At 74.8% G+C, this 1,399-nt stretch carries 1 protein-coding gene and 1 pseudogene; one reads left to right on the top strand and one right to left on the bottom strand.

Annotated elements, in window-relative coordinates:
- Positions 1 to 393 (bottom strand): annotated as a pseudogene (locus FF041_RS24790) (AEC family transporter); the annotation flags it as partial.
- Between the two features lie 25 nt (positions 394 to 418).
- On the opposite strand from FF041_RS24790, the gene FF041_RS40400 reads away from it, so the two are divergent.
- Positions 419 to 946 carry a CGNR zinc finger domain-containing protein gene (locus FF041_RS40400; protein WP_323392626.1) on the top strand — a complete coding sequence of 176 codons (528 nt, stop codon included), beginning with the start codon at positions 419 to 421 and terminating at the stop codon, positions 944 to 946.
- Positions 947 to 1,399: the final 453 nt, after the last annotated feature.

The following is a 1,399-nucleotide window of genomic DNA, read 5'->3' as shown; positions in this document are numbered from 1 at the left end:
GGCCGCCGCGAGGGCGAAGACCGCCACCCCGTCCGCGCCGTGGAGACCGGCCGCGACGATCACGCCGACATAGGTGTTCAGCCGGATGCTGCCCTGGAGTACGGAGGTGAACGCGGGCCCGTCCAGCACCAGCAGCCGCCGCACGGCCAGCATCAGCGCGGTGACGGCGAGCGTCGAGCCGAGCAGCGCGCCCAGCATCGGCAGGGGCTCGACGAGATCCAGGTCGGCCCCGGAGATGGAGGAGAAGAAGAGGGCGGGCGACAGCACGAAGTAGGTCAGCCACTCCAGCCGGTCCCAGAACTCCCGGTCGCCGAGGGAGGCACGGCGCCGCAGCGCCCAGCCGAGAACGATGAGCAGGGCGACGGGTACGACGGCGTTGAGGGTGACGGTCATCGGCCGAGCATGAGGTAATGGGTCAGTGCACTTCAACCATGACAATCGGATCGGCCCGGAGCTCGCCGCGGCGCTCGTCAACGCCGCCGAGGGAGCCGATCTGGAGCAGGTGCTGCGCGACCACGCCATCCGCTGGCCCGAACTCGACGCCACCGCTGCCCGGGCGCTGCGCGCCTGGGCCCGCCGGCTCCGCGCGGCCTTCACGGCGACCGGTGCGGAGCAGCGCTGCTCCGCCGTCAACGAACTGCTCGACGAGGCCGCCGGGCGGATCCATCTGACGACCCATGACGGTCTCCGACCCCATCTGCATCTGGTCTCCGACCATCGCGACGTCGTGGCGCGGGTCAAGGCGGTCACCGCCGGCGGCCTCGCGATCCTGACCGCCTGGACGGGCGGCACCCGGCTCGGCGGCTGCGACCGGGACCGGTGCGAGCGGGTGTTCGTCGACACCTCGCGCGGTGGCCGCCGCCGCTACTGCACCGCCCGCTGCGGCAACGCGGACGCGGTCGCCCGGCACCGGTCCGCCCGCCGCGCCGCGGACCCCGCGAGCTGACCGGTCCGGCCGGGGCGAGCCGGACCTCCCGGGCCCTCCGCCGCCGTCCCGGTCCGCCCCTACCGGCGCGTACTCCCCGCCCGCGCTGCGGAAGTGGCCGGGGAACACTCATGGAGTCGGCGAAATCGAAGGGGTGTACGGTGCGGCCGTCGGCGAGATGATGGGCCCGCGAAACCGTGCGACATCAGGGGGCGTACGGCGGTGGCTGTGGCCGGCGCCGTGACCGCGACGACGACTGACGCGGTCGACGGGACACCGGAGTACGCCGCCGCACCTGGGCGGGGCCCGGCCCCGCCGTACCGCCCCGGACCACCCGTACACCGGGTCACCGACCGCATCCAGCGGCCGGGACCCGCCCCGCACGACCTGCCGGCATCGATGTACACCCGCGCGACCTGCCCCGCCGGCCCCACGGCGCGACGCACCCGGCCCCGCGGAGCGCCGCGTGACCGC

The organism is Streptomyces jumonjinensis (genome assembly GCF_009600885.1).
Classification (GTDB): Bacteria; Actinomycetota; Actinomycetes; order Streptomycetales; family Streptomycetaceae; genus Streptomyces; species Streptomyces jumonjinensis.
The sequence above is the reverse complement of the archived record's forward strand: the minus strand, read 5'-3'. Positions and strand labels throughout refer to the sequence as shown.